Annotated in this window: 17 protein-coding genes and 1 pseudogene; 10 read left to right on the top strand and 8 right to left on the bottom strand. The window is 46.0% G+C overall.

Annotated features, from left to right (window positions below):
• The first annotated feature begins 50 nt into the window (after window positions 1–50).
• Both HF864_RS07875 and HF864_RS07870 read left to right on the top strand, forming a co-directional pair.
• Window positions 51–619: pseudogene (locus HF864_RS07875) on the top strand (diguanylate cyclase).
• 135 nt (window positions 620–754) lie between these two features.
• The gene (locus HF864_RS07870) at window positions 755–1,396 is read left to right on the top strand and encodes an HAD family hydrolase (protein ID WP_169462437.1); all 642 of its coding nucleotides are present in this window, start codon (window positions 755–757) and stop codon (window positions 1,394–1,396) included.
• A gap of 167 nt (window positions 1,397–1,563) precedes the next feature.
• On the opposite strand, the gene HF864_RS07865 is transcribed toward HF864_RS07870, so the two are convergent.
• Window positions 1,564–3,873: a glycoside hydrolase family 31 protein gene (locus tag HF864_RS07865; protein WP_169462436.1), complete on the bottom strand. Its 2,310-nt coding sequence runs from the start codon at window positions 3,871–3,873 to the stop codon at window positions 1,564–1,566.
• A gap of 154 nt (window positions 3,874–4,027) precedes the next feature.
• Here HF864_RS07865 and HF864_RS07860 point away from each other — a divergent pair, with 154 nt between their 5' ends.
• Entirely contained in the window at window positions 4,028–5,020 is a 993-nt protein-coding gene (locus HF864_RS07860; RefSeq protein WP_169462435.1) for a LacI family DNA-binding transcriptional regulator, read from the top strand.
• Between the two features lie 32 nt (window positions 5,021–5,052).
• Here the strand turns inward: HF864_RS07860 and HF864_RS07855 are convergent, their stop codons facing one another.
• Window positions 5,053–6,138 (bottom strand): DHHA1 domain-containing protein, encoded by a 1,086-nt coding sequence (locus tag HF864_RS07855; protein WP_169462434.1) that lies wholly within the window; start codon window positions 6,136–6,138, stop codon window positions 5,053–5,055.
• Between the two features lie 224 nt (window positions 6,139–6,362).
• Here HF864_RS07855 and HF864_RS07850 point away from each other — a divergent pair, with 224 nt between their 5' ends.
• Window positions 6,363–7,703: a DUF2325 domain-containing protein gene (locus HF864_RS07850; RefSeq protein ID WP_169462433.1), complete on the top strand. Its 1,341-nt coding sequence runs from the start codon at window positions 6,363–6,365 to the stop codon at window positions 7,701–7,703.
• A gap of 76 nt (window positions 7,704–7,779) precedes the next feature.
• Here HF864_RS07850 and HF864_RS07845 read toward each other — a convergent pair whose 3' ends face one another.
• Both HF864_RS07845 and HF864_RS07840 read right to left on the bottom strand, forming a co-directional pair.
• Complete coding sequence (locus tag HF864_RS07845) at window positions 7,780–8,724, bottom strand: L-lactate dehydrogenase (RefSeq protein WP_169462432.1); 945 nt, start codon at window positions 8,722–8,724, stop codon at window positions 7,780–7,782.
• A gap of 194 nt (window positions 8,725–8,918) precedes the next feature.
• Window positions 8,919–10,463 (bottom strand): ABC-F family ATP-binding cassette domain-containing protein, encoded by a 1,545-nt coding sequence (locus HF864_RS07840; protein ID WP_169462431.1) that lies wholly within the window; start codon window positions 10,461–10,463, stop codon window positions 8,919–8,921.
• Window positions 10,464–10,630: 167 nt separating this feature from the next.
• On the opposite strand from HF864_RS07840, the gene HF864_RS07835 reads away from it, so the two are divergent.
• Together HF864_RS07835 and HF864_RS09560 are read left to right on the top strand one after the other, a co-directional pair.
• Complete coding sequence (locus HF864_RS07835; protein WP_169462430.1) at window positions 10,631–11,140, top strand: NAD(P)H-dependent oxidoreductase; 510 nt, start codon at window positions 10,631–10,633, stop codon at window positions 11,138–11,140.
• Window positions 11,141–11,333: 193 nt separating this feature from the next.
• Window positions 11,334–12,419 carry an NlpC/P60 family protein gene (locus HF864_RS09560; protein ID WP_346774614.1) on the top strand — a complete coding sequence of 362 codons (1,086 nt, stop codon included), beginning with the start codon at window positions 11,334–11,336 and terminating at the stop codon, window positions 12,417–12,419.
• A gap of 97 nt (window positions 12,420–12,516) precedes the next feature.
• Here HF864_RS09560 and sufU read toward each other — a convergent pair whose 3' ends face one another.
• Together sufU and HF864_RS07820 are read right to left on the bottom strand one after the other, a co-directional pair.
• A complete protein-coding gene (sufU, locus tag HF864_RS07825) occupies window positions 12,517–12,948 on the bottom strand; it encodes a Fe-S cluster assembly sulfur transfer protein SufU (RefSeq protein WP_169462429.1) in 432 nt (143 codons plus the stop codon).
• Complete coding sequence (locus HF864_RS07820) at window positions 12,929–14,158, bottom strand: cysteine desulfurase (RefSeq protein ID WP_169462428.1); 1,230 nt, start codon at window positions 14,156–14,158, stop codon at window positions 12,929–12,931. Before HF864_RS07820 ends, sufU begins: the two co-directional genes overlap by 20 nt.
• 358 nt (window positions 14,159–14,516) lie before the next feature.
• Here HF864_RS07820 and trpX point away from each other — a divergent pair, with 358 nt between their 5' ends.
• Genes trpX through HF864_RS07805 form a run of 3 tightly spaced genes read left to right on the top strand, consistent with a single transcriptional unit; the run spans window position 14,517 to window position 17,162 of the window.
• Entirely contained in the window at window positions 14,517–15,509 is a 993-nt protein-coding gene (gene trpX, locus HF864_RS07815) for a tryptophan ABC transporter substrate-binding protein (RefSeq protein ID WP_169462427.1), read from the top strand.
• Window positions 15,506–16,405 carry an ABC transporter permease gene (locus tag HF864_RS07810; RefSeq protein WP_169462426.1) on the top strand — a complete coding sequence of 300 codons (900 nt, stop codon included), beginning with the start codon at window positions 15,506–15,508 and terminating at the stop codon, window positions 16,403–16,405. Before trpX ends, HF864_RS07810 begins: the two co-directional genes overlap by 4 nt.
• A complete protein-coding gene (locus HF864_RS07805; RefSeq protein ID WP_169462425.1) occupies window positions 16,398–17,162 on the top strand; it encodes an ATP-binding cassette domain-containing protein in 765 nt (254 codons plus the stop codon). The genes HF864_RS07810 and HF864_RS07805 overlap by 8 nt, the downstream gene beginning before the upstream one ends.
• 58 nt (window positions 17,163–17,220) lie before the next feature.
• On the opposite strand, the gene HF864_RS07800 is transcribed toward HF864_RS07805, so the two are convergent.
• Window positions 17,221–18,090, bottom strand: a complete 870-nt coding sequence (locus HF864_RS07800; protein WP_169462424.1) for an aldo/keto reductase — start codon at window positions 18,088–18,090, stop codon at window positions 17,221–17,223.
• Window positions 18,091–18,182: 92 nt separating this feature from the next.
• Window positions 18,183–19,517 (bottom strand): MATE family efflux transporter, encoded by a 1,335-nt coding sequence (locus HF864_RS07795; protein ID WP_169462423.1) that lies wholly within the window; start codon window positions 19,515–19,517, stop codon window positions 18,183–18,185.
• 267 nt (window positions 19,518–19,784) lie between these two features.
• On the opposite strand from HF864_RS07795, the gene HF864_RS07790 reads away from it, so the two are divergent.
• Window positions 19,785–21,014 (top strand): ammonium transporter, encoded by a 1,230-nt coding sequence (locus HF864_RS07790; RefSeq protein ID WP_169462422.1) that lies wholly within the window; start codon window positions 19,785–19,787, stop codon window positions 21,012–21,014.
• The last annotated feature ends 140 nt before the right edge of the window (window positions 21,015–21,154 follow it).

Below are 21,154 nucleotides of genomic sequence, written 5' to 3'. Positions count from 1 at the left end.
TAATCTACAATGATATAAGAAAACAGCTTTTAAAACCAAGAGGACAAAAAATGGAAATCACAATTTTCGGTAAAGGCAATATGGGACAAGCAATCGGTAAAAACTTTGCCGATGCTGGCAATGACGTTCAATACTACGGCTCAAAAGACACTGCTGAACGCCTCGGCAACATCGTAATTATGGCCGAGCATTGGTAGCACTTGCCAAGCAGTACCAAACCAAGCTGGCTGGTAAAATTGTCGTTGATATCACTAACACATTGAATTTTGAAACTTTTGACGAACTGGTAGTGCCAGCTGACAGCTCAGCAGCGCAACAACTGCAGAAGCTGCTGCCGGCAAGCACGGTACTGAAGGCTTTCAACACTACTTTCGCGGCTACGCTTCAAAGTGGCAAAATTGGTGATCTGCCAACAACGGTTCTGGTTGCTGGTAACGATGAAGATGCCAAGGAAACTTTTAAGGCAGCCTTAGCAGACAGTGCTTTGCGGGTATTGGATGCTGGTAAGCTCAAGCGGGCTCGTGAGCTGGAATCACTTGGCTTTTTGCAGCTGACCCTGGCAGCCAGTGAAAAAATCGGCTGGGACGGTGGCTTCGGCATCGTTGGCGTTAACCAATAGAACTTTTATAATAGAGCTTCTCTCGCGTTACCTTGGCAAAGCCAGGTAGCGCATTTTTCAATATTTTCATAAAGAGATTTGCGGTACAATTAAGGCGTTGAGGTATGGTCCACATACAGGAGGATTTTATTTTTGATGATTAAAAACTACATTTTCGACATTGATGGTACCCTGATCAATACAATTGACATGTACATGCCGGCAATGATTGAAATTTTAGAGAAGTACGGCTTTCATACAGATCCTGCCGAAGTAGAACAGAAAAAGCATGATTTATTTGGCATTACCGGTTTGGACGCTTTAAAGATTGCTGGCGTCGCCAATGAAAAATTGCGTCGCCAAATGCAGCAGGAATGGTTCAAACTGGCTTATCAAAGAGAAGATCGCGTTAAAGTGTTTGAAGGAATTCCAGAAACGCTTTTAAAACTATCCCAACGTCCCGACACTCAGATAGCAATTGCCACTTCCAAGCTGCGTGACGAGTATGACAATCATTTTGCCAATCTATTTACTTTTGCCAACTTGTTTGACATTGTTATCACCTCAAATGATACCGATCGCCATAAACCTGACCCAGAACCGGTTTTGGCAGCATTAGATCAAATGCATGCTACTCCAGAAACCGCCGTCTACGTTGGTGACACAATCAATGACGAAAAAGCCGCGCATGCAGCCGGTGTTAAATTTGCGGCTGCCTTATACGGTGCTGCCAATCCAGAAAAAATCATGGATAGTGAGTTTTTGCTTCATCAACCAGCTGATCTATTAAAGATCTAAAATCGCTGATAACACTTGACTTAGGGTAGAAAGAGGCTGGGAATAAAGTCTCAAAACAGAAAAATGGCTGAAGATTGCGTGACTTAAAACGTTGATCTTCAGCCATTTCTATTATTAAAGTTGTTTTATTTTATCAGAAAAATTAGTTTTTTCCCAACCTCTTTATTTTACCTTTGCCGATAGCTGCCAGATTTTTCATCATAGTTAAATTCAAGGCGCTGATCAGCCGTTTCAACGTAAATCTTTTGATAGTTGGGACCATAGCCATGTTTGGTCAGCTCAACTAATGCCTGACCATTTTCATCAACCTCGACGTAGTATTCGTTATATTCACCATCCTGATAGGCAAAGTCTAGCCCATTGTCTTGATAGTGCATATATGAGCCACATTCACCGTAGACTCTAAACGTCATAATCTGATCAGGTTTATCACTGACATGCATGGTTTTGCATCCCCATGGCAAGATCGTATTGGCTTTGATAAACAATGGCAATTTATCGATTGGTGCATCGACAACGATAGTCTGCCGACCGGCATAAGATGCATGATTCCAAAAATCAATCCATTCACCCGCTGGCAAGTAGACCAGGCGTTTTGTCGTCTGTGGCGTAACGACCGGTGCAACCAAAATACTGGTGCCAACCATATATTCATCGTTGATACTGCGAGCCTGTGGATCATGATCATAATTCAATACCAAAGGTCGCATAACCGGCAGCCCGGCTTGAGTCTCATGGCGGAATTGATCATACAAAAACGGAATCAAGCGGTATCTTAGATTCAAGTACTTACGGTAGATGTTAAGCGTCTGTTTATCAAATGCCCACGGTTCTTGATAGCGTGTCCCCAATGCGGCATGATTACGGAACAGTGGTACGAATAGCGCTGACTCCAGCCACCGTATCAACAGCTCACCGGTCGCATCTGCTTGAAAACCACCAATATCAGTTCCCGCAAACGCAAAACCACTCAATCCTAAATTGGTCAGCTGAGGAATTGACAGCTGTAGATGGCTCCAAAGACTCTGATTGTCACCCGTCCAAACAGTAGAGTATTTTTGCGTTCCTGCGTAACAAGCACGCGTAATGACATATGGTCGCCGTCCGGTTTCAGCTTTTAACCCCTCATAAGCTGCCTTAGACATATTATGACCATAAACATTATGCATTCGGCGATGGTCGCTAATCTGCTCTTCATCATGAAACTCTAGATTTTCCGGCAGTGGTCCGTTAAATGATGCAGGCTCGTTCATATCGTTCCAGATTCCGCAGGTACCTAGATCGGTAAAGAACTTAACGTGTTTGGCCCACCATGCTCTAACCTCAGGCCGACCAAAGTCAGGAAAGACCGATTTGCCTGGCCAGACTGCATTGACATAAACCGTACCATCCGGATTCTTAACAAAATATCCTTGTTCAAGACCTTCTTGATAAAGATCATAGTCTGGATCCTCTTTGACCCCAGCATCAAGAATCGGCATCAAGCGAATTCCACGCTTGCGCATCTGTTCGACAAATTCTTTAGGATGCTGATATTTTTTGGTATCCCAAGTAAAGTCGCGATAGCCGTGCATATAGTCGATATCCAGATGAATCACATCGATTGGCAGCTCGTACCCTTCAAACTTTTCGGCTAATTCCTCAACTCGCTCTTGGCTGATACTGTATCCCCAACGTGACTGTTGGTATCCCAGCATCCATTTTTGCGGCATTGGAACGCGACCGGTCAAATAGGTATAGTTGGCTACGACTTCTTTTAGACTGTGCCCGCCGAGAATGTAATAGTCAAGATTGCCATCAATTGCCGAATAGAAGTAATAATGCTCACTTTCCTTGCCCAGGTCAAAATGACTTTGATAGGTATTATCAAAAAACATGCCATATGGATGCCCATTCTTTAATCCATAAACTACTGGAATCGACTTATAGAGCTTAGTCGTCGCTTCAGTATGCACTTGAGGGACGTCGCTGTTCCAATTGTCATAATCATAGCCGCGCTTGTTCAAAAAGCCTGTCTTATCACCCAAACCATAAAACTGCTCATCAGCGGCCAGCGTTTTAACGACTTCATAATAATGTGACTCATGGTGAAGCTCATCAGCGACCGAGTGTCCCTCCGCCAAAACCGTCTTCCGGTGCTCAGCATCCAAATCGCTTGCAAGTGGCTGACGTGATCCGCGATAGTCGATAATCAGCGGATTGCCTAGTGAGTCATAAACGTCCAGCTTCTCATCATCATAGGCCTTGATCAAAAGCTGTGCCGTTTCCAGTTCTACATGATCACCCTTATCGAATACGTTTACCTTGGTTTTTTGTTGCTTATTGCCTTCGATTGCATATGAATTTCTGGCGCGACCGTGATCCTGGAAGACATGCACAATGCCTGGCGTCAGTACGGTCAACTCAAGCTTGCCTTGCTCATAGTTCAGCTGCAGCGATTGTTGGTTAAATTGAAAATCTTTTAGTTTACTGCTCATGGTTCGACTTCCTTTGCCTGATAATCTACGGCTATCCTACCACTCAGCGTAAACGTTTACAACAAGGATTTAGAAGTTTCGGTAAGCGTTTACAGAAAACATCTGCATGCTATAATGAATATATAAATTAAATTACGAAAGAAGGCTGGTTGCCATGGTCGCCAATAAGCCCACCATCAAAGACGTTGCCCGTCAAGCCGGTGTTTCAATTGCTACGGTTTCGCGAGTAATGGCCAAAAAAGCCAACACCTATACTCCCCAAACTGCCCAACGAGTCTGGGATGCTGCTGCCAAATTAGGCTATCAAAAAAACAGTGCGGCGGCTGAATTAGCGACGCGCTCCAGTGACAAGATTGCCGTAATTGTCAGCAATCCGCCAACCAATTTTTCAACTGGAATCCTGGATGGCATGCAGCAGGCTGCCTTGGCCCATGATCGTCATATTATTATCTTTTATGCCGGCAACCATAGTCCCCAACTGCTCCATCAAGCCATCAAGGACGCTACTGCAGGCCCTCGTGCCGGCATTTTGCTGGTTGGCAGCGAGATTGATCTCAAAAGCCTTAAAATGCTGCAGGATTCACAGATTCCAGTCCGCCTGGTTTCCAATTATTCATATGAATTGCCATTACAGTTTATCAGCTCAGACAATACCGAGCTGGCGGCTCAAAGTGTCGAATACTTAATCCAAAAGGGCCACCGCCGCATTGGTCTTTTTGGCATTAATCATTCACATACTGGTCTCCAACGTCGCGCCGGCTATCAAAAAGCCATGTATGAACACCATCTGCCAATTGAACAGGATTGGATTCGATATGGCGACTACAGCTACGAGGCTGGCCAAACCATCATGCAGCAATGGCCAGACCTTAAACTGAGCGCGGTAGTGGCTGCCAGTGACCTGGTCGCAATGGGAATCATGCGTCAAGCCACGCAAATGGGGATCAAGATTCCGCAAGATCTTTCCATCGTCAGCATTGATGGTACTTTTCTTTGCGAGATTACAGATCCGCAGCTGACCAGTGTTACCCAGGACTTTTATCAAATCGGCATTAACAGCGTCTTAGACCTGCTTGGTAACGCTCCTTCTGAACTGGTGCCATTCAAGCTGATTGAGCGCGGCAGCGTAGCAGAATTGCCAAAATAAAATCGGATTCGCCAATTGACGAACCCGATTTTTTAGTCTTCCTTTTTGCCGAATAAGGCTGCTAGCTTTGCTGCCATGTCTGGATCGAGATTATCTGCCAGTGTGCTTTCGGTTTCTGCTTTTTCTTCTTTTTTGACGCTTGTCATCTGCTCAAGTTCATCAGCAACCGCCTGTTCACCCAAGCGAATCGGATTGATGTCCAATCGTCCACCAGCTGCATCAGCATGGCCACCGCCTTGATAATAGGTTTCCGCAAATTTTGCCACGTCAATTTTGCCATTGCTGCGTAAAGAAACACTCTTAGGACTAATTACCAGCGCGGCATCTAAAGCTGGCTGCTGTGTCAGTAATTCATGCGCGATTTCCGATTTATAGTCGCTGGCATAGACGATTCCAAATTGATGACCATCTGCCGTTACCTCAACCACGTCTTTTAAGTGCGACTTCAAGTACTTAGCACGTCGATCATTTAAGGTTTGAATCAACAGGTCGTTGTCTTGACGATACGTTGTCCAGCCCTTGTCAAAAACACTTTGAACAAATTTTTCGGAATACTCAAGTGGATAAAACCAGAACAACTGATTGAAATCATCGGCTGCTTGGCGCTCTTTTTCGCTCATATCAGGATCATTTTGCCAATCCCACGTATCATAGGCACGAATCAGTTCCACCAGTTCCGCTAACTGCTGCTGTCGCTCTTGGCTTAACCGTTCAAAGTTTGGCAGCGTTTTAAGCCAGTCCCATACCAAACTGGTTGCGCTGGGATTGATTTTGGCATCAGCTGGCTTGATCGTATTGGCCGCAAACTTTTGCCGCAATGCCTCTTCAGTTTCATGGTGGTCAAAAACCAACCAGTGATTGGCAAACTGCTGATTGAGCTCCTGCATCGTATGCTCACTGTCTGGCGTCATATCCATAATCCAGACATCCGTTGTCGTGGCAGTTGCGGGACTTTTGAACCAGTAGTCCAGCTCACTGTCGATTCTGCCGGCGCCGATACTGGTCAGATCAAACTCGGCATCGGGAAACATAACGTCTTGGACCGTCTTGACCAATACTGGCGCCCCAAAGCCGTCCAGATCGTTATGCGAAAAAATTTTAATATTGCGCTTAGCCATAACTAACTTCCTTTATGATTTTGTCTTTATTATAACCGATTCAGCAGTCAAATAAGCGCTTCGCCAACAAAACCGAACCGCTTTTTGATTTCAGCATCCCTTTAACTGATTTGACAACCATCGCTTAGCCATAAATCCAAATAAGTTCAGGCTTGACAACTGACATGTCCGCTTGGCTTTGCTAAGATGGAAGCAGTCAATCTTTAGAAAAGAGGAATTTTGTTATGGTCTATGATTATCGTCATGAATTAATCGAACTTTTAAACCATACCACCGGTGATCCGGAGAGCCTGCTGCAGACTCAGCGCAGTCTAACGATCATCGTTGATCTGCTCAATCAATTGCAGCCCGCAGATCAAAAATCGTCGCGCCCTGCCAGTCAATCTGCCAAGCCTGGCTATAAGATTCGCCGTGGCGTCAACACCCCCAAAATCACGCTCAATCATCTTTCCCAAACGCCGAAAGCCGACGCAAGCGAACGTCCACAACGTGATCAGGCCGCCAATGCGACAATCAGCAAGGCCCAGGATCCTCAAGCGCCTAAAGTTAGCGATAATCAGGCCTACTTAAGAAAAGCTCTGGCCAATCAAGAAGCTGAAAATAACACAGCAGCTGACAATGTGCCACCTGAACTTTCTGAAGTCGAACTTTTGGCCCGTGACAACTGCTACCCGGTTCATCGTCTATTAAGTGGGGCCGAAATCAATCATCGCTTCTATTCTGAAAGTATTTTGCACAAGCTGCCATTTCCAATCAATGATGGCGACGTCGTGCAGCTGGATCGCCAACGCTTGATCCATGGCAAATTGCCAGCTATCAATCGTGTTACCAATGATCATCTGGCAATCAGCACCACGCCAACCAAGGTCATCGAATATGCCACCTTGGAACCCGTTGCTGGATCAGACGTGCTCCAGATCAAAAAAACGCTCAAGGGTAATTCGATTCTGGATGAGTCGCATGCCAATACCATCGTGATCGATCCTTATAAATATGCTAGCCGCAACCTCAAACCAGGCATGATTATCGACTTTGCCTATTATGACCATGGCAACGGGATGCGTGATGCCAAAGCTGGCGAGATTCGCTGGATTCATAGTGAGCATGAGTTTGACACCACCAAGACGCCACGCAAGCTGCAAAAGCCTAAAAAAGTCACCAACCAGCGTCATGATTACACCGACAAGCTCGACTATGACCTCAAGCAAAAGCACGTCCTGGTCGTTACCGGTATGCGCAGCAAGGTTCAAGACCTTAAGCCGGTTATTGCCAAGCACCATGGCGTCTTTTATGGTTTGGATGCCTCAATGGAAGAAAAAGTCTCCAGCAGCAAGCTGAAAAAGGCTGTTAAGGATGCTGATCTGGTAGTTGTCTGCATCGATAAGATCCACCATCGCATCAGTCAGCTGACGACTCATCATGCCAAGCGCTATGAACGACCATTTGCTATTGCAAATACCACCAGCAATACGGCAGTCGAACGAGCCATCTTTAGAGCTTTGAATGGCCAAAGTGCGTTTGAAAGCAGCAGTCAGGAAATGTCTAAATACGTTAGCGCCGACTAGTTGTGAAAACAATTGCTCAGTCTGTTGGACGCAAAAAAGGATGTGCCTATCTGACACATCCTTTTTTGGTTGGTTTTTATTCGTTGTCTAGCTTAACTGATACATCGTCAAAACGGTCCTTAATGTATTTGGCAGAAGCTGCCAGCTTTTCTTTTTCTTCATCGGTCAGATCAAGCTGCAGCTGGCGAACCAAACCTTGACGACCAATGATAGCTGGGTAGCCAACGTAAGTACCGTATTCTTCACGGAAATTGGAAACCGGCAGTTCGGCATGTGCATCGTTCAATACGGCCGTAACCAGACGCAAAGCCGCAGCAGCAATCCCAAAGTTGGTATGCTTCTTGCCATGGAAGACAACGTAGCCGCCTGCCCGAACGTCTTCTGCCAGTTGGTCCAGATCAACGTCATCACGGTCCTTGGCCAATTCGACGACAGGATGACCCATTACGCGAACCTGTGACCATGCGGAGAATTGGGAATTACCGTGTTCACCAAGGTTGTAGCCGGATACCGAGCGGGGATCGACATCAAACTTCTGACCAACGACTTTCTTCATCCGAGAGGTATCAAGCAGCGTTCCGGTACCGATAACCTGCGTCTTTGGCAGCCCAGTGTATTTTTGGAACAGTGCCGCAATCACGTCACAAGGATTACTGATCGAAACCAGCACGCCATGGAAGCCGACTTCTTTTAATTTGGTGCCGACTTCTTTGGCCGCCTTGCTGGTAACCTTTAATTCAACGAAACGATCATGCTTGGCATCATCATTTTGAACGCCAATGCTACCGACCGCGATTACGACGACATCGGCATCAGCCAGCGCTGCATAGTCGTTGCGTACCACCGTAGTATGGGTTGGCAGGTTAGCTGCCGCATCCTCAAAATCAGTCGCATCAGAATTCAGCTTCAATTCGTTGGTATCAATCAATACCAGCGTATCCGCCGTTCCCGCCACCAGCATATTGTTGGCCAGTGTAGAGCCAACATTTCCTGAACCAATAACACCAACTTTTCGTGTCATAATACGCACGACCTTTCTCACTTTTTTTTAATCTTTTAATTTATGACTAAGAATTTAACATTTTTAGATTCAAAGTCAACTCATTTCAAAAAAACTAAAGTAAAATAAGAATTTAGCCATTATATAAACTTTAAAAACTATTTTTTATTAATAAAAATAAGCAGTCATCTGACTTAGATGCCTGCTTATGATTTTTATTTTTTTAGACTCAGTTTTTCGACATTGAGTACCTTATCCAACCAGCCTTGGTAAAAGCTTTGCTCGTGACTGACCAGAATTAGATTGCCAGGGAATTCCTGCAGTGCTTTTTTAAGTCCTTCTTTGGTCTCGTCATCCAGATGATTGGTTGGCTCATCCATAATCAAGAAATTAGATGGCGTCAGTTCCAGAATCGCCAATTTGACTTTGGTCTGTTCTCCACCCGAAAGTAAATGCAGTGGTTTTTGGGTGTTGGCCGCATTGATACCAGCCTTAGCCAGTTTTTGTCGAATCGTCTTTGGCTGCATCGTTGGAAATAAATTTTGAATCGTCTCCAGTGGCGTCAGCTCAGGCTCATCCCAAACCAGGTCCTGGTCAAAATAATTAATGCGCGCAGATGGTGAAAATGATGCACTGCCGCTGATGGCTGGAATCTTTCCCAAGATCGATTTGATCAAAGTCGACTTGCCGACACCATTAAATCCGGTAAACAGCAGCTTTTCGCCCATCGTCATAGAAAAGGTCACCGGTGCGAGCAATGGCCGACCATAGCCAACTGACAGCTGGTTGACCTTTAAGGCATTAGCTGAGCCGGTATTTTCATAAGGAAAATGAAACGTGGCCTTTAAATTGTCGGTTGGCGGATCAATCCGTTTCATGCGAGCCAGCATCTTTTCCCGCGACTTGGCCATGGTTGACTTAGAACCTGCCTTGTTTTTGCGAATAAAGCGCTCAGCCTTTTCAATGACCTCTTGCTGTTTTTCATACTCGCGCTCTTGCGTCTCTTTACGCTCAGCTTTTTGTCGCATGGCCTGCTTAAAACTGCCGCGATACTTGGTAATCTTGCCAAATGCCACGTCACAGATCGTATTGGTGACCCGTTCCAAAAAGTCATAGTCGTGCGAGATGATCATCGCAGCCCCGTCAAAGTCGTTTAGATACTCAATCAGCCATTCGATATGGGCCGTGTCCAGATAGTTGGTCGGTTCATCCAGCAAAATAACGTCCGGATTTTCCAATAGCATCTTTGCCAGAATAATCTTGGAGCGTTGTCCGCCACTCATTTCGGAAACGACGTGATCTTTGCCGATATCATTGAGTCCCAGCCCATTCATAACCCGCTCGATCCTGGTCTCAACTCCATAAAAATCAGCCGCATCCAAGCGTTCCTGCAGTCGTCCTGCCCGTTCCAAAAGGCCATCGTCCATTTCGGTTGTATATCTTGCATACAGCTCGTTCATTCGGTCATTGATATCATAAAGTTCTTGAAAGGCCGTATGCAAAAACTGAATCAACGTCATCCCCTGGGGAATATCAACGTATTGATCCAGATAGCCGATTTTGGTGTTTTTCTGCCATTTAATTTCGCCTTCAACCGGTAATTCCTTCCCAATCAGAATCTTGATCAAAGTTGACTTACCCGCCCCATTTTGACCAACGATTCCCATATGCTCATGTTTTTCCAACTGAAAGCTGGCATCTTCATAAAGCTTCTTGTCGGCAAAGCTCATCGTCAGATTTTTAACGTCCAAAACCGCCATTTTCTTCTCCTCATCTTGTACCAAAAATAAACAACGTGATATCAATATTAGCATAGACTCAACCCAACCACCAATTGACAGCAGGGCTTCTTTAAACTGCAAAATATTTATCAGTGTTAAAATAGAGTCGTTGTATTATTACATAATCTAAATAAAGAAGGCATTGCATGGAAATTCTGACAATTTTAGGCAGTCCGCATGATCCAGCCGTTTCAACGATTCTGGCTCATCAACTGGTTAAAGGAGCGCGGGCAGCTGCCAACCGCGTTACGATTTTTGATGCTGGCCATCATCCTTTGGCCCCCGTTATGATGGATGCCGACAATCATCTTCTGCCCGGCGACGCAGCAACTGAAAAACTGCTTGATCAAATGGTAGCTGCTGACTTGATTGTTTTTGCCACACCGATGTTTTATTATGGCATGTCATCGCAAATGAAGGCCGTCATTGATCATATGGGCGAGCGTGATCCACAGCTGCATGGCGAAAAACAGGCAATTCTGGTTGCCAGTGCGCCACATAATGATTTTGACCCGTTAAAATCAGAATTTAAGGCGATTTTTGATCATCTTGGCTGGAAATTTGCTGGTCAGGTCTTAGCTGGCAAGGGTACCACGCCCAAACACCTTAAATTCTATCCTGACCTGGCCTATGAACTGGGGCAAAGTCTTAAATAAATCGCAAGCTGCATTCGCTTGACCTTTAATTATCTTAAACTATCCTTTTAAGCAATCCAGCGATTTTTAGCGATTACTCCAAAAATGACTTCATAATTTTTTCAAATAGTTTTCATCACCCCATCACTTTGTCTTGTTAAATTAAAACTTGTGCGGAGTTTCGCACAACTGAGCAAAAAACAAAACAGATGGAGTGATTACTATCAAGAAAAAAGCAGCTAAGGCCTTAATTGCTGCCGTGGGTGCTGCCGGAGCCATGACCGCCGCGCAGACGACCGCCCACGCCGATACTACGGTTACCGTAGCTTCGGGCGATACGATCTGGGCCTATGCACAACAATACAAGACTACGGTTTCTTCAATCGTTTCTGCCAATTCACTGTCCAATCCGGATCTGATTTTCCCAGGTCAGCGAATCATGATTCCAGAAACGACCATCAATCGACAAAAGAGCAGCCAAAAGCAGACCACTAAATTTACTGTGGCCAACTCATCAATCAGTGCTGCAAGTACCAGCGTTTTTGCTGATTCCAGCTCAAGCTCGACATCGATTGTCGCCAGTGCTTTAACTAGTACCAGCCAGGCAACTGATGCAGCTGCTCAAAGCACTGCCTCATCACAAACGGCAGCCAGCGATAATGCATCACAGTCATCGTCTGCTGAATCCGTTCAATCGGAAGCAACGACCAGTGATCAAGTCGCTGCTTCTACTGATGCAACGACCAGTTCAACCGAATCAACATCGGCAGCTACAACTGAATCGACTACAGCAGCTGCCACAACCACTACGGCAGCCAGCACGGCTTCTTCGGCAACCTACGAGTCCAACTCGGCAGCTGCCAATGCTGCAATGGCTAACTACACGATTACGTACGGCCTGACCGATGCCGCTAGTGCCAGTGCAAGTTCTACGGCTTCAACCAGCCACGTTGCTGCCGGCCAGGGACTGGCAACTGCCAAGTCAATGATCGGCGTGCCTTATGTCTGGGGTGGCAATACGCCAAGCGGCTTTGACTGCTCCGGTTTGGTACAGTACTCCTATGGTCTATCCAGCAGCTATCGTACGACGACTCAGCAGGCTACGCTGGGAACTCACTACTATGACGTCGAAAACGCCCCCACTGGTGCATTGTACTTCTGGGGAACCGATTCGGCACCATACCACGTGGCGATTGCAGAAGGGAATGGCAACTACATCCAAGCCCCAACGCCAGGTCAAAACGTTCAAGAAGGCAGTATTCAATACTACCGTCCCAACTACTACATCATCATGCAGTAGAATCAAAACCTATCAACATCCTTTTCAATTAACGCTTAAGATAGCAGCTTAAGCAAAAGACGCCTGTTCGCAATCCGCGAATAAGGCGTCTTTTTTATCATTCCAGTAATTCTTGAGCCGCATGCCAGGCCAGTGCTGCACATTTGATCCGGGTTGGAAACTGTGCCACGCTGCCAAGAATGGCCGCATCCTTAAGTTGATCTTGGGCCTGAGAGCTGATTTCTTTTCCCATAATCAGTTCCGAAAAATCATGAATCAGCTTTTTGGCATCATCAACCGACTGACCAATCAAGACATCCCCCATCATACTGGCTGAAGCTTGTGAGATCGTACAGCCACTGCCTGTAAACATAAGGTCGCTGATATGGTCATGATCTACTTTGACGGCCAAATTGATGGTATCGCCACAAGTTGGATTATGCAGCGTTGTCTGTGCATCAGCATCCAGCATTGCTCCTTGATGATGTGGATGGCTGGCATGTTCCAAAACTACGGCACGATACAAATAGTTAAGCCTTCTCAAACCCATTTTCAAAAAACTCCTTTGTTGCTTTAATGGCCAAAATCAAGCAGTCAAGATCTTTTTGATCATTATACAGATATAGACTGGCCCGCAGCGTTGCATCAACACCCAATTCTTTCATTAAGGGTTGAGCACAGTGATGACCGGCTCTGACCGCGACTCCTTCAAGATCAAGCGCCGTAGCTGCATCATGAGGATGAATGCCTGCCAGATTAAAGGCCAGAACTCCGGTATGATGATCATGCGGCCCGTATAGCGTCAGACCGTCAATTGCCAATAGTCTGGGGATGGCCTTGACTGCCAGCTGTCGTTCATAATCAGCGATTTGATCCATCCCAAACTGGTTCAAGTAGTCAATTGCTGCTCCCAATGCAATTGCCCCACTGATGTTAGGCGTTCCGGCTTCAAAACACCATGGTACCGGCTTAAAGGTTGCCGCCTGCTGGGTAACCTGATCGATCATCTCGCCACCAAACTGACTTGGTTCTAAGCGTTTTAGCCATTCCATTTTGCCATATAAAACACCGATGCCGGTCGGTGCCAGCATCTTGTGGCCTGAAAAAGCATAAAAGTCCGCGTCCAGATCCTGCACATCCACAGGCAAATGCGGCACGGCTTGGGCACCGTCAACGATCATGCAGGCACCGACTCGATGGGCCATGCTACTGAGTTCTTTAATTGGATTAATCACGCCCAAAACGTTTGAGGCATGCGCAATCGTCACGATTTTAACTTTAGCATCGATTTTTCGTTTGGCATCGTCTAAATCCAGTTCTTGTTGATCATTTAAACCAATCAACCTTAATTTGGCACCAGTTCTTTTGGCCAGCTGCTGCCAAGGAACCAGGTTGCTGTGATGCTCCATTACCGTTGCTACGATTACATCACCCGGATTGATCATTTTGGTAAGGCCTTGAGCAACCCAGTTCAGACTTTCCGTTGTCGAGCGGGTAAAGACAATCTCTTCAGTCTGATTGGCATTGATAAAGTCACCCACTTTTTGGCGCGCCTGCTCATAGGCTGCGGTTGCTCGCTGTGCCAGCGTGTGCGTACCACGATGAACGTTGGCGTGATCATGCCGGTAGTAATACTCAATAGCATTTAGAACCGAATTTGGCATCTGGGCCGTTGCCGCACTGTCTAGATAAGTCAATGGCTCATCGTTGACTTGCTGATTAAAAATGGGAAAATCCTGCTTGATGCGTTTAATATCCAATTGATTCGCCTTCTTTAAAAAAACACTAGGAAAAACTCATAAAAATTTAATTTTTGTGTTGACAAACGATCGTGATACTGATTATACTTTAAAACAATCAAACACGCGAAAGGAGATAAGCACATGAGTTACAACCGCATCCAACTGAATATTCGTTGGCAAAGCCGGTAACTCAGATCGCACAGAATGCGGTCTGGGAAGTCAGATCCATTCTGTGCCGGCTTATTTCATAATACAAGCCTGCATGGAACCACATGCAGGCTTTTTATTTTCCCAAGAGGAAGCCTGCAGACTGGCTTCCTCTTTTATTTTATCGTTTAGCAATCATTCAAAGGTTTCGGAAAGGTGGCAAATCACCATGAAAAGAATGTATACCGTAATCGCCATTTTACTTACGTTTCTTGGAGTCGCCTACTTCAAGGAAAATGGCGGCATCATCAAGCAATCAAAGCCTAAGGTCGGGGTCTTGACCTTGATGCATCACCCAGCTTTGGATCAGATCTATAAAGGATTTGTCCATGGATTGGCCGAAGAGGGCTATCACAACGGCAAAAACATTACGATCGACTATCAAAATGCCAACGGTGATCAAAGCAATCTAAAAACCATGGCCAACAAGCTGGTTAATGAAAACTCAACGGTTCTGTTTGGGATTACGACGCCAGCCTCACAGGCACTGGCCAACTCAACCAAAAAGATTCCAATCGTCTTAGGTGCCGTAACCAATCCACAAAGTGCCGGCCTGGTTAAGAACAACAAGCGTCCAGGCGGCAACATCACTGGGATCTCGGACCAAGCGCCAGTTAAAGAACAGCTGCAACTGGTTCACAAGTTCATGCCGCACGCCAAGACGTTAGGGATCATCTACACTTCCAGCGACAGTTCCGCGGTTACTGAATATAAAGAATTTATGAAGTACGCCAAGCAGATGCACTTAAATCTGAAGGCTTACTCCATTTCCAACAGCAATGACTTAAATCAGGTCTCGCAGCAGATGCTGAGCGAGGTTGATGCTGTAATCGTACCAACTGACAACACGATTGCCGGCGCGATGCAGACACTGGTCAAAAATGCCAATGCCGTTAATAAACCGGTTTTCCCAGCCGTTGATACGATGGTTAAGCAAGGCGGGGTCGCCACTTACAGCATCAATCAATACAAACTGGGCGTTGAAGGCGGTAAATTGACGGCCGACATTTTGAAAGGCAAGAAAAAGCCATCAACGACCGCCATCAAATATATCCGTCACGGCGAACCCGTACTAAATCTGAAACAAGCACGCAAACTTGGTCTGCACGTACCAGCCAGTTTCCAGCGTGAAGCCGAAAAATATGGGGAGGTAATCAAATGAATCTGATCGTATCTGCAATTGGACAGGGTCTGTTATGGGCTCTGCTGGGGTTGGGACTGTACCTGACCTTCCGTATTCTAAATCTGGCTGACATGACGGTTGAAGGCACCTTCCCACTTGGAGCTGCCGTAGCCGTAACTGCCATCAGCAATGGCTTTTCACCGATTGTATCCACTCTACTGGCCTTTGGTGCCGGCATGCTGGCAGGCCTGGTGACTGGGCTACTGTACACCAAAGGCAAGATTCCGTTCCTGTTGGCTGGTATCTTAACCATGACGGCTGCCTACTCAGTCAACCTGCGTATCATGGGCAAATCAAACATCTCGCTGCTGGGAAAGAAGACGCTTTTTTCTGGATCGTTTATGACCTCGCTGCCCCAATATTTTGACAGTGTCGTTTTAGGCATGATCGTAATTTTCATTATCACGCTCCTGCTGATCTTTTTCTTGGATACCGACTACGGCCAGTCATTTATCGCAACCGGCGACAATCCCGTGATGGCCAAATCGCTGGGAATCCACACCGATGCCACGATCAATGTTGGCTTGATGATTTCAAATGGTCTGGTTGGCCTTTGTGGGGCACTGGTTGCTCAAAGCAATGGCTATGCTGATGTCAACATGGGGATTGGGACGATCGTCATTGCCCTGGCCTCAATTATCATCGGCGAAGTGGCCTTTGGCGAGCTGACGCTGTCACAGCGGCTGGTTGCCGTAACCTTAGGGAGCATCATCTACCGACTGATCCTGTTGGCCGTACTGCAACTAGGCTTTAGCGCTAACGACCTCAACTTGATTTCTTCAATCGTCCTGGCGCTCTGCATGATGCTGCCACAATTGGACAAGCTGTTCCACATTCGCAAGCCATTCTTTAAGGGGGTCGCAACCAATGACTGAACCAATGCTTGAGCTAAAAAACGTCAAAACCATCGTTAATCCAGGTACTACCAATGAAACTACGATTTTAAAGGGTATCAATCTGACCATCAATGCCGGCGACTTCATTACCATCGTCGGGACGAACGGTGCTGGTAAGTCGACTCTTTTCAATGTTATTGGCGGCAACCTTAAAGCCGATGCGGGCCAGATTTTTCATGCCGGCGCTGACATTACCAAAACAACTGAAGAACAGCGTACTGCTTTTTTAGCCCGCGTTTTTCAAGACCCTAAGCTGGGCACGGCACCCCGCATGACGGTTGCTGAAAATATGCTGCTGGCTTCCAAACGTGGTGAACGTCGGCACTTGATTCCACGTCGTTTAAAACAGCAAATGCCAGAATTTACCAAGCTGGCCGCTCAAATGAACAATGGCTTGGAAAATCGTATGACTACACCAACCGGAGCACTTTCTGGCGGGCAAAGGCAGGCACTGAGCTTTTTGATGGCTACGCTTAAACGACCAGATATTCTGTTGCTTGATGAGCACACCGCCGCCTTAGATCCACATACGGCACGCAATCTGCTGCACGCTACCAATCAACGCATCACCGAAGATCATCTGACAGCCTTAATGATTACCCACCATATGGAAGATGCTCTCAAATACGGCAACCGGCTGATCGTTTTAAAAGATGGTCAGATCAAAGCCGATTACAATGCAGCCGCAAAAGCTAAGTTAACGATTGACGATCTGTATGCCTACTTTGAAATGTAAAATAATGACAGTCAAAAAGACATTCCGCACCATTACGGAATGTCTTTTTAGTCAACAATTAAAAATCTACCTCATCAGGTTTAGCACATTGCCCACCAAGATTTGGCAACGCTTGAATCATCTGCATTTCAGACTCTGAAAGCTCAAAGTCAAAGATTTCCATATTTTGGGCTGAGCGTTCGCGATGAACCGACTTTGGCAGTGGCAAAACGCCTTGCTGCAATTCCCAACGCAACGCAATCTGAGCCGTTGACTTGCCATGAGCTTTGGCAATTTCTTTCATCGTATCGTTAACTAAGACTTTAGCTCCCTGACCACCTAATGGACCCCAGCCTTCAACCAGAATATCCTGTGCTTGCAGCCATTGAACCGTTTCTGTCTGTGGCCATCCTGGATGAACTTCGATCTGGTCGACCATTGGCTTGATCCTGGCTGTTTTCATCAACGTTTTAACGTGATGCGGCAAAAAGTTCGAAACGCCAATTGCTCGAATCTTGCCTTCATTGTAAAGATCTTCCATTGCCCGCCAGGTTTCAGCATTCAGCTTTTTGGCATCCTGACCAAACTGTTTTTCGTTGGCTGGCCAATGAATCAAATAAAGGTCCAGATAATCAAGTTTTAAACGATCTAAGGTTGCTTGAAAGGCAGCTTTTGTTTTTTCATAGCCACGCTCGGTATTCCAAAGCTTGCTGGTAACAAAGAGTTCTTCACGCGCAACGCCTGAAGCCGCGATTCCTTGACCCACACCGACTTCATTTTCATAAACTGCAGCCGTATCAATATGCCGATAGCCCAAATCAATCGCATCCATAACTGACTGTTTAGCCACTGATTCCGGTGTTCTAAACGTACCATAACCGACGCATGGAATTTCAACACCATTGTTTAAGCGACGCATTGAAGTTACGCTCGTTAACTGATTTTTCATCATAACCCTTCTTTCTTAGCTGCGTTTCGGTACTATAAGTACATTATAAGGTTAAAATCATGCCGGAATCAAAAGCCGTCTTGGTAAAATTTTTAATGATTTTCTTTACTAAAATGCGGTCGATTCTTTTGCCACATCAAAACAGCCAGCAGCAACGTCAAAACGTCAGATGCCGCTTGAGCTGAAACGATTCCCCAATAGCCAAACAACTGATGCAGAACTATGATGCAGACCAAGAAGATCAATCCTTGCCGTGATACTGACAGCCAAAACGCAGGGACTGCTTTGCCCATTGACTGAAACATCGTCGTAAATACCAAAATACAGCCACCCAACGTTGTCGAACTGGCCAACCAGCGAATCATGGTCGTGCCTTCACTGATCACGGTCTGGTCCTTCATAAATAAACGAATGATCAAAGGAGCCGCCAGCATCATCAAAAGCGTTGCCACGACACCAAAAACAACGACGACCAATATATCAAAACGCACGGCTTCATTAAACCGTTTCTGATTTTTGGCACCATACGTATAACCAATCAGTGGCTGGGCACCAAAAGCAAAGCCAACCATCACCATAAAGATAATAGTATTAATCTTGGTAGCAATCCCCATCGCCGCTACGCTGGTCGAACCATAGCCAATCAAATAGCGATTCGTCAAGGCCATTGAAAACATAACCATAATATTGGTAATCGAGGCCGGAATCCCGATCGTATAGATCTCTTTTTGCAGTGCCGGACTCAACTTAACTTCATGAATTGAGGTCGTTAGTTTTTGACTTTTCGTATTTAAATAATAAATCATCAAAGCATCGCCAATAACATTGCTGACGACCGTGGCTAATGCCGAACCCGCAGCTCCTAAACCGCAAGGAAAAATAAAGATTGGATTCAAAATAATATTAAAAATCGTTCCGACCATACTGGCCGTCATTGACTGCACGGCCAACCCTTCAGTTCTTAAAATATTGGTTGGCGTCAGGCCGAAAACGATAAATGGCGCGCCAAACGCAATTACAAGATAGTATTCCCGCGCGTACTGCCAAGTAGCCGTGGTCGCTCCCAATAGATGCAGAATCGGCGTCTGGAAGACAACCATGATGATCGTCATCAAGACCCCTACGATAATCGAAACGTAAAAACAATAGCCTGAAGCCAGCCGAGCCTCATGATCACGCTTTTCGCCAAACAGCCGCGAAATCAGTGAACTGCCTCCTAAGCCAAAGATGTCGCCAATTGCAACCAACAGACTGAAAACTGGCGCGCCTTGCGATACACCCGCTACCAGATCAGGATTTTGGGTTTGGGAAACAAAGAACGTGTCTACCAGATTATAGATAATAATAACGGCTGAACTTAAAACCACCGGCATTGCCAGTGTAAAATAAGCTCTCTTAATGGAAGAACGTTCAAAAAGCTGATCCATTTTTTTACTCCCTTCTTTAAAAACAATCTTGATTATTTTAGATGATCATTGATTGATCAACAATCTTTTTATAATTGGTCTATTCCATATTTCGGTTGAAAAATGTTAACAGTGAAGCGTTTTCATCGTTTTTTAAGTTTGCGTGGTCTAATAAATTTATTTCATTTTTCGGAATCAAACTTAAGCTATTGTTTTTGAAAAAGAATTGGTCTAAATTAATTGCCATTAAGAAAATGATTAGGGCTTTGAGAATTGGAGATGGCAATAATGAGTACAGCAAACACGTTATTCGTAATGATTGCCAGCATTTTAGTGTTCTTAATGACACCAGGGCTGGCGTTTTTCTATGGTGGCTTGGTAAGCAGTCGCAACATCGTCAACACATTTATGTCGGTTTTTTTCGTCTGTGGTCTATCTGTCCTGCTTTGGGTCGCAGTTGGCTGGTCCCTTTCATTCAGCGGTGATGGCGCCATTGTTGGCAACCTACACCAATTGATGATGCATGGCACCAACTTAAAGCAGCTGACCACTGGCAAAATTCCGGTTGGCATCTTCTCAATCTTTGAAATGATGTTTGCACTGATCACTCCAGCATTGTTTGTGGGCGCAATCGTTGGCCGGGTTCGTTTTAAGTTTTTAACCTTCTTTATCATCTGTTGGTCGATTCTGATCTACTATCCATTAGTACACCTGGTCTGGGGTGGCGGTCTGCTGTCCAAGCTGGGCACGCTGGACTTTGCTGGCGGGACTGTCGTTCATATCAACGCTGGGGTCACAGCCTTGGTACTGTCGGCTATGATTGGACCACGTCTGCACACCAAAGCGTCTGATGGTCCTGCCGATCGGTCCTGGGTTCTGTTGGGAACGACCCTGCTTTGGATTGGCTGGGATGGCTTTAACGCGGGTTCCGCGCTGGCCGTCAACAGCATTGCCATGCAGGCTTTCTTAACGACGACAGTTGCTGCGGCAGCGGCCATGGTTACTTGGCAATTACTGGAAATTTATACTGAAGGACACACGACTTTAGTTGGCACCTGTACCGGCGTATTGTGTGGGCTCGTTGGCATCACGCCAGCCTGTGGCTACGTTACCTTGACCGGAGCCTTGATTATCGGAATCGGCTCGAGCATGATCAGTGGCTGGTTTATCACCAAGATCAAGCCACGTCTAAAAATCGATGACACACTGGATGCCTTTGGCTGTCATGGAATCAGCGGTATCTGGGGAAGCATCGCGACTGGCCTTTTTGCCACTCACACGGTCAACCCTGTCGTTACTCATGATGGCCTGCTGATGGGCGGTGGCTTTACGCAGTTTGGCATTCAAACGCTGGCAACCCTGGTTACGATTATTGCAACGGCCGTTATGGTCTGGGCAATCGTCAAGGTTCTGGGTCACTTTATGACGATTCGGGTTTCGGCTCGTGATGAAGGTCGTGGCCTGGATATCAGTGAGCACCATGAATTGATTGGTTCATTGGCGAATCCTCAACTCTAACCACTTATCTGAATAAGTTGCTGCACTCGCAGTCATGAAAAAAGGACAGCTCCGGTAAACGGGACTGACCCGTACCCCCAAAGTTGGAAATACAACTTTGGGGGTATTTTTATGACCAAAATCAGCATAGAGACTAAGAT

The organism is Lactobacillus sp. MRS-253-APC-2B (assembly GCF_012843675.1).
GTDB lineage: Bacteria > Bacillota > Bacilli > Lactobacillales > Lactobacillaceae > Limosilactobacillus > Limosilactobacillus pulli.
The sequence above is the reverse complement of the archived record's forward strand: the minus strand, read 5'-3'. Positions and strand labels throughout refer to the sequence as shown.